Genomic DNA, 6251 nt, shown 5'->3' on the forward strand with positions numbered 1-6251 from the left:
GTCGGAGCAGAGGGTCAGCCGCCGATCAGCTTCGGCAGTGGCCGCTTGCGGGACCAGCGCGCGTTACTCGCGCTGGTCGCTGAGGCCGGTGCCGCGGCGCGCCCGGCGCAGCGCGTACAGCGAGCGGTCGGCGCGGTCGACCACTGCCGCCAGCGCCTCGCCGTCGTTGCGCAGGGCGGTGCCCAGGGTGAACTGGATCGGCGCGTCGTCGGTGGCGGCCACGTAATCGCGCGCCAGTGCCGCCAGCTGCGACTGGGTGGGTTGATGCAGCAGCACCAGGAACTCGTCGCCGCCCAGGCGGACCAGACGGTCCTGGGTGCGCAGCGGCTGGTTGAGGAACCAGGCCATCTGCACCAGCACTTCATCGCCGCGCTGGTGGCCGTGGGTGTCGTTGACCAGTTTGAACTTGTCCAGATCAACCACGATGCAGCCCCAGCGCACGCTGGGGTCGCGCTTGTCCAGTTCGTCCAGGAAGCGGCGGTTGTAGCAGTTGGTAAGTGGGTCGGTGAACGACCATTCCAGCAGCTGCTTCTCCTGCTGGTGCTGGTTGGTGATGTCCTGGGCGTGCGCCAGTACGACGGTGGCGTCGGACTCCACGTCCAGCACGTTGCGGTACTGCCAATGGCGCAGGCTGCCATCGCTGGCGACCAGCTCGATCACGCCGGCGTCCTGGCCGTCGAGCACCATCCGCGACAGGTAGCCCTGGAAGGCGGCGTGCCGCTCGGGGCGGATGAATTCCAGCAGCGAGCGGCCTTCCATGTCGTCCACGCTGCGGCCCAGCGAGCGCGCCGCGGCCGGATTGATGCTGATCAGCCGGCCATCCATCTCGTGGGTGCAGATCAGGCCCAGGCTGTACTGGAACATGTTGCGGAACTTGCGCTCGCTGGCCGCCAGCGCATCCACCGCGCGATGGCGGTCGGTGACGTCCTGGATCGCGCCGATCAGGCGGATGCGCCCATCCACATGCTCCATCGAACCGGTGCTGTGCACCCACAGCCGCCGGCCGGTGGCGCTGACCAGCGGCAGTTCCAGGTCCCAGGGCGTGCCGTCGCGCACGCAGCTGTCCACCGCCTCGGTGATCACCGCACGCGCATCCAGCGGATAGAAGCCGATCCCCTCGGCCAGGGTCGGCCGGTAGCCGGGCGGCAGATCGTGCAGCCGGCAGGTCTGGTCCGACCAGGTCAGCACGCCGCTGGCCACATCCACCTCCCAGCCGCCGACACCGGCGACCCGGCCGGTGCGTTCCAGAAACGCTTCGCTCTCGCGCAGGCGTTGCTGCAGCTGTGCGTTGGCAGCTTCGCGCTCCAGCATCAGCCGGCGCTGCTCCAGCCCTTCGGCGGCAACCCTGGCCAGCTGCTGCAAGGCGGCCAGTTGCGCCGGCTCCAGCGCGCGCGGGCGCTGGTCGATCACGCACACCGTGCCCATGCGCAAACCGTCGGACAACACGATCGGCGCGCCGGCGTAGTAACGGATCCCCGGCGCATCGGTGACCAGCGTGTTGTCGCAAAAGCGCGGATCGGCCGGCGCATTGCGTACTTCCATCACCGCATCGTCCTCGATGGCGTGGGTGCAGAACGCGAGCTCGCGTGGGGTTTCACTGGCGCCGGGCAGGCCGATATTGGCCTTCCACCATTGACGATGTTCGTCCACCAACGACACCAGCGCGATCGGCGTGCCGGCAATCGCCTGCGCGGCGGCCGCCAACGCATCGAAGAACGGCTCGGCATCGGTATCGACGATCTGCAACAGCGCCAGACGCGACAGCCGATCGGTTTCGCGGGAAGTGGATGACGCGACGGTGTCGCAGTGGCTCAACGGAATGCTCGCTTATTCCCCTGACAATCCGCTCAGTCTAGCGGACCGGGCATACCTGCCTGACGCTGGTTTCGTGCGCCGCGACACAGGATGCGGTGTGCGCCGGCGCTGCGGCCCGCCCGGCGGCACCGGCGTATCGGCGGCCTAGGCGGCGGGGTCGGCGCCGCTGGAGGCGCTGGTGTCGTCCATCTGCAGGGCCAGGTACAGGCGCACGCAGTCGTCGGTGTTGCCCAGGTCCACGCCGCAGAGTCCTGCGATGCGCTGCATGCGGTAATCCAGCGTATTGCGGTGGATGGCCAGTGCCTTGGCGGTGGGCGCCATGCGCATGCCGGCGCCGAACCAGACCGACAAGGTCTTCAACAGGTCGCCGCGCCGGTCCTGTGCCAGCAGTGCCTGCAGCGGCTTGCGCAATTCGTCGGCCTGCCAGGCCTGACGCAGGTCGTCCACCAGCACCGGCAGGCGATGGTCATCGTAGAAGAACGCATCGGCCTGCGGCGCGCGCGCCTTGCCGATGCGCATGGTGGTGCGGGCGATCTGATGCGACAGCGCCAGCCCGTTGGGCTGCGGGAAGTACTGCCCCAGCGCGAGGCGGATGCGCAGCGGGCTGCTGGCACGCATGCGCTCGAGCAAGGTGTGGGCGCGACGGCGTTGTTCGCCCACGTCCCAGTGGCCGCGGCGGTCCAGCGCGGGCTTGAGCACCACCAGTTCGTTGAGCGCGGTGGCGGCGATCAGGTTGCCGCGCTCGGGCGTTGACAGCAGCGTGTGCAGGCGCTGCAGTTCCACCAGCATGGCGTCCAGGTCGAGGGTGTCGCTTTCCACTTCGATCACGGCCGCCACGCGCGGCAGGTCCAGCGCGATGCCGAGCCGTTCGGCCCAGCCGGCCAGTGCCGGGGTCGGTCCGTCGGCGCGGATCAGGCCCAGCGTGACTTCCTCGCGCAGGCGCGCATCGCGGGCCAGCAGGCGCAGCAGGCCGGCCTGTTCCAGCATCGCTTCGGCCGCCATGCGCACCAGTTCGGCCTGTTGCCCGATCCGCTGCGACTCGCCGGTGAGCCCGACGCAGCCGACGATGCGGCCATCGGCGATCAGCGGCAGGTTGACGCCCGGGCGTACCGCATCCAGTTGCCGGGCCAGCGCCGCATCGATCTCCACCCGGCCCTGCCTGGACAGCACCAGCAGCGCGCCTTCGTGCAGCTGGCCGATGCGCGCCGGCTCGCCGCTGGCGATGATGACGCCGGTGTGGTCCATCACATTGACGTTGCCGTCGATGATGGTCATCGCGCGGTCGACGATGGACTGCGCCAGGGTGCGGTCGAGCGTGAGCATGGGCGTAGTGGTCTGTGGACGCGAACGAGGGAGATCACGGTGCCATGGTCGGCGCGTACATGTTCGATACGTGTGTGACTGTGCAGGCTGCTGCTGCGGCGGGTGCTTCGACCGCCGTTGCTGACAGCCTGCCGCACACGGTTCGATCCGGAAGCGTCAGGCAAAGATGCGGCGCGCGGCGCGCCCTTCGTGAGTGAGCAGCCGACTTCCCGGAATCGGCGGCAGTCACGCCGGCAACGCGCCGCGGCGCGCCCTCACCCTGCAGGCGCCAGGCAGGTCCTGCGCGCCGATGTGCTGCAGTGGGACGGGTGGCACGCGCAGTGCCTGCGTGAGGCATCCGTGCGCTGCCGTCAGCGGCCGTCTCCGGCTGCAGGCACCGGCGCCAACGCCCTGCCCACCTGCAATGTCGCCGCCACGTTGCGTGCGGCGATGCGCACGTTGCTGGCGGCTTCAGCCAGCGCCTGCTCCACCGTGCAGGCGCGATGCACCACCGCAAACATCGCATCGATGCCATGGCCATGCAGCAGCGCGGCGCCGTTGCCCAGGCAACCGGCGATGGCGATCACCGGCTTGCCGTGCCGCTGCGCCACCCGCGCCACGCCCACCGGGGTCTTGCCGTGCAGGCTCTGACTGTCCAGACGGCCTTCGCCGGTGATGACCAGGTCGGCCTGGGCGACCAGCGCATCCAGCCCCAGCGCCTGCGCCACGATGTCCACGCCGGGCCGCAACTGCGCGCCCAGGTACGCCACCAGCGCCGCGCCCAGGCCGCCGGCCGCACCGCCGCCGGGCAGGTCGTGCAGACGCACACCCAGGTCGCGTTGCAGTACATCGGCGTAGTGCTGCAGGTTGCTGTCGAGCTGGCGCACCATGCTGGGGGTGGCACCCTTCTGCGGGCCAAACACCGCCGAAGCGCCGGTCGGGCCGATCAGCGGGTTGTCCACATCGCAGGCCACTTCGAACTGGCAGTCCTGCAGCCGCAGGTCCAGGTTCTGGGTGTCGATCCGCGCCAGCGTCGCCAGCGCGCCGCCGCCGGGGCCGATCGCCTCGCCGCGCGCATCCAGCAGCCGCACGCCCAGCGCCTGCGCCATGCCGGCGCCGCCATCGTTGGTGGCGCTGCCGCCGATGCCGATGATGAAGCGCCGCGCGCCGGCATCCAGCGCGGCCAGGATCAACTCGCCCACGCCCGCGGTGCTGGTGCGCAGCGGCGCGCGCTCGGCCGGCGGCACCAGCGCCAGGCCGCTGGCGGCGGCCATTTCGATCACCGCGGTGCCGCCGTCGCCGGTCAGGCCGAAGAACGCCTGCACCGGGGTGCCGAGCGGGCCGCTGACCGTGCAGTCGATCACCCGCCCGCCGGTGGCCGCCACTAGCGCATCGACCGTGCCTTCGCCGCCATCGGCGACCGGCACCTTGCGGTATTGCCAGTCGGGGAATACCTCACGGAAGCCGGCCTCGATCTGGGTGGCCACCTCCAGCGCGGACAGGCTTTCCTTGTAGGAATCGGGGGCGATGACGATCTTCATGGGCACACTCGCTTGGATGGACGCATCACCGGTTCACCGCGCCTGCCGGCACCCGCAGCACCAGCGCCGCGCCCAGCAGCATGGCCCCGGCCAGCACGTACAGCGCCAGCTCGGTGCTGTGGGTGGCGTCCTTGATCCAGCCCACCAGGTACGGGCTAACGAAGCCGGCAACCTGGCCGGTGGAGTTGATCAGCGCCAGCCCGCCGGCCGCCGCGGCGGCGGTGAGAAAGCCGTTGGTCAGCGGCCAGAACAGTGGCAAGCCGCTGACCGCGCCCATCGTGGCCAGGGTCATGCCGAACAGGGCCAGAATCAGGTTGTCGGTGACGCTGGCGGCGATGCACAGCCCGGCCGCTCCCATCAGCAACGGGATCACCAGGTGCCAGCGGCGCTCGCGGCGGCGGTCGGCCGAGCGCCCCATCAGCAGCATGAACACCGCCGCGGCCAGGTACGGGATGGCGCTCATCAGGCCGATCCGGGTCGGGTCGGTGACGCCGCTGCCCTGGATGATCGAAGGCAACCAGAAGTTAATTGCATACACCCCGCTCTGGATGCAGAAGTACACCGTGCCCAGCATCCACACCGCCGGGTTGCGCAGCACCGCGCCCAGCGAGCTGGAGGCGCCGGCCGGCTTGCCGGCTTCGTCTGCGGCCAGCGCGCGGGTCAGTGCCTGCTTCTCCTGTGCATCCAGCCAGGTCGCCTGCTGCACGCCGTCGCTGAGCAGGAACCACACCCCGATACCCAGCAGCACCGTGGGCAGGCCCTGCAGCAGGAACATCCATTGCCAGCCGGCCAGACCGCCCTGCCCGGCCGAAAAGTGGCTGAGGATCCAGCCCGACAACGGCCCGCCCAGCACGCCGGAGATCGGGATGGCCGACATGAAGACGGTCATGACCCGGCCATGCTGGGCGCGCGGGAACCAGCGCGTCAGGTACAGCACGATGCCGGGGAAGAAGCCGGCCTCGGCCGCACCGGTGAGCAGGCGCAGGGTGTAGAAGCCGGCCGGCGTGCGCACGAACATCAGGCAGGTCGACAGCAGGCCCCAGCTGACCATCATGATCGCCACCCAGCGGCGCGCACCGATGCGCTGCAGGATCAGATTGCTCGGCACCCCGCAGGCCAGGTAGCCGATGAAGAAGATGCCCGCACCCAGCCCGTACACGGTCTCGCTCATGCCCAGATCGCCGAGCATCTGCAATTTGGCGAAGCCCACGTTGACCCGGTCCAGGTAGTTGAACAGGTAGCAGACGAACAGGAACGGGATCAGCCGCCACAGGATCCTGCGATAGGTCGGGGCCATGCCATCGGGGGGCGGCAGTGGCCGGGTGGCTTGGGTCATCGCACGCTCCAGCAGTGGGTAAGCCCACCGGTGCGCAGTGCGTTGGCACCGACACCACACGGGGGTCGGCGCATTCTAGTTGGTGCTTTTTCCCGGAAGCATCGTCAGCCTGCTGCTTGTCTATGGGCAGATGGGCGCTGGTTTTCGTGCGAATGCCCAACTTCCCTGAGACAGCCCCCCGTGTCGACTCCCCCTAATTCAATGCCAGCCAAAACTAGAGGTCTGCGGTTGATGTTGATCACGGAACTCGGCGGGCG

4 protein-coding genes are annotated in these 6251 nt (G+C 69.4%); all 4 read right to left on the reverse strand.

Features of this window, described 5'->3' with window-relative positions; all coding sequences use genetic code 11:
* Positions 1 to 63 precede the first annotated feature (63 nt).
* The 4 genes from LL972_RS19025 to LL972_RS19040 all read right to left on the reverse strand — a co-directional run bounded on the left by LL972_RS19025 (position 64) and on the right by LL972_RS19040 (position 5994).
* On the reverse strand, positions 64 to 1815 hold the full coding sequence (locus tag LL972_RS19025) for a sensor domain-containing diguanylate cyclase (protein WP_228328916.1): 1752 nt from the start codon (positions 1813 to 1815) through the stop codon (positions 64 to 66).
* 144 nt (positions 1816 to 1959) lie between these two features.
* Positions 1960 to 3138: a sugar diacid recognition domain-containing protein gene (locus LL972_RS19030; protein ID WP_228328917.1), complete on the reverse strand. Its 1179-nt coding sequence runs from the start codon at positions 3136 to 3138 to the stop codon at positions 1960 to 1962.
* 350 nt (positions 3139 to 3488) lie between these two features.
* A complete protein-coding gene (locus LL972_RS19035; RefSeq protein ID WP_228328918.1) occupies positions 3489 to 4658 on the reverse strand; it encodes a glycerate kinase in 1170 nt (389 codons plus the stop codon).
* A gap of 25 nt (positions 4659 to 4683) precedes the next feature.
* Positions 4684 to 5994 (reverse strand): MFS transporter, encoded by a 1311-nt coding sequence (locus tag LL972_RS19040; RefSeq protein WP_228328919.1) that lies wholly within the window; start codon positions 5992 to 5994, stop codon positions 4684 to 4686.
* Positions 5995 to 6251 lie beyond the last annotated feature (257 nt).

It is taken from the genome of Xanthomonas campestris pv. asclepiadis (assembly GCF_020784175.1).
GTDB lineage: Bacteria > Pseudomonadota > Gammaproteobacteria > Xanthomonadales > Xanthomonadaceae > Xanthomonas > Xanthomonas campestris_D.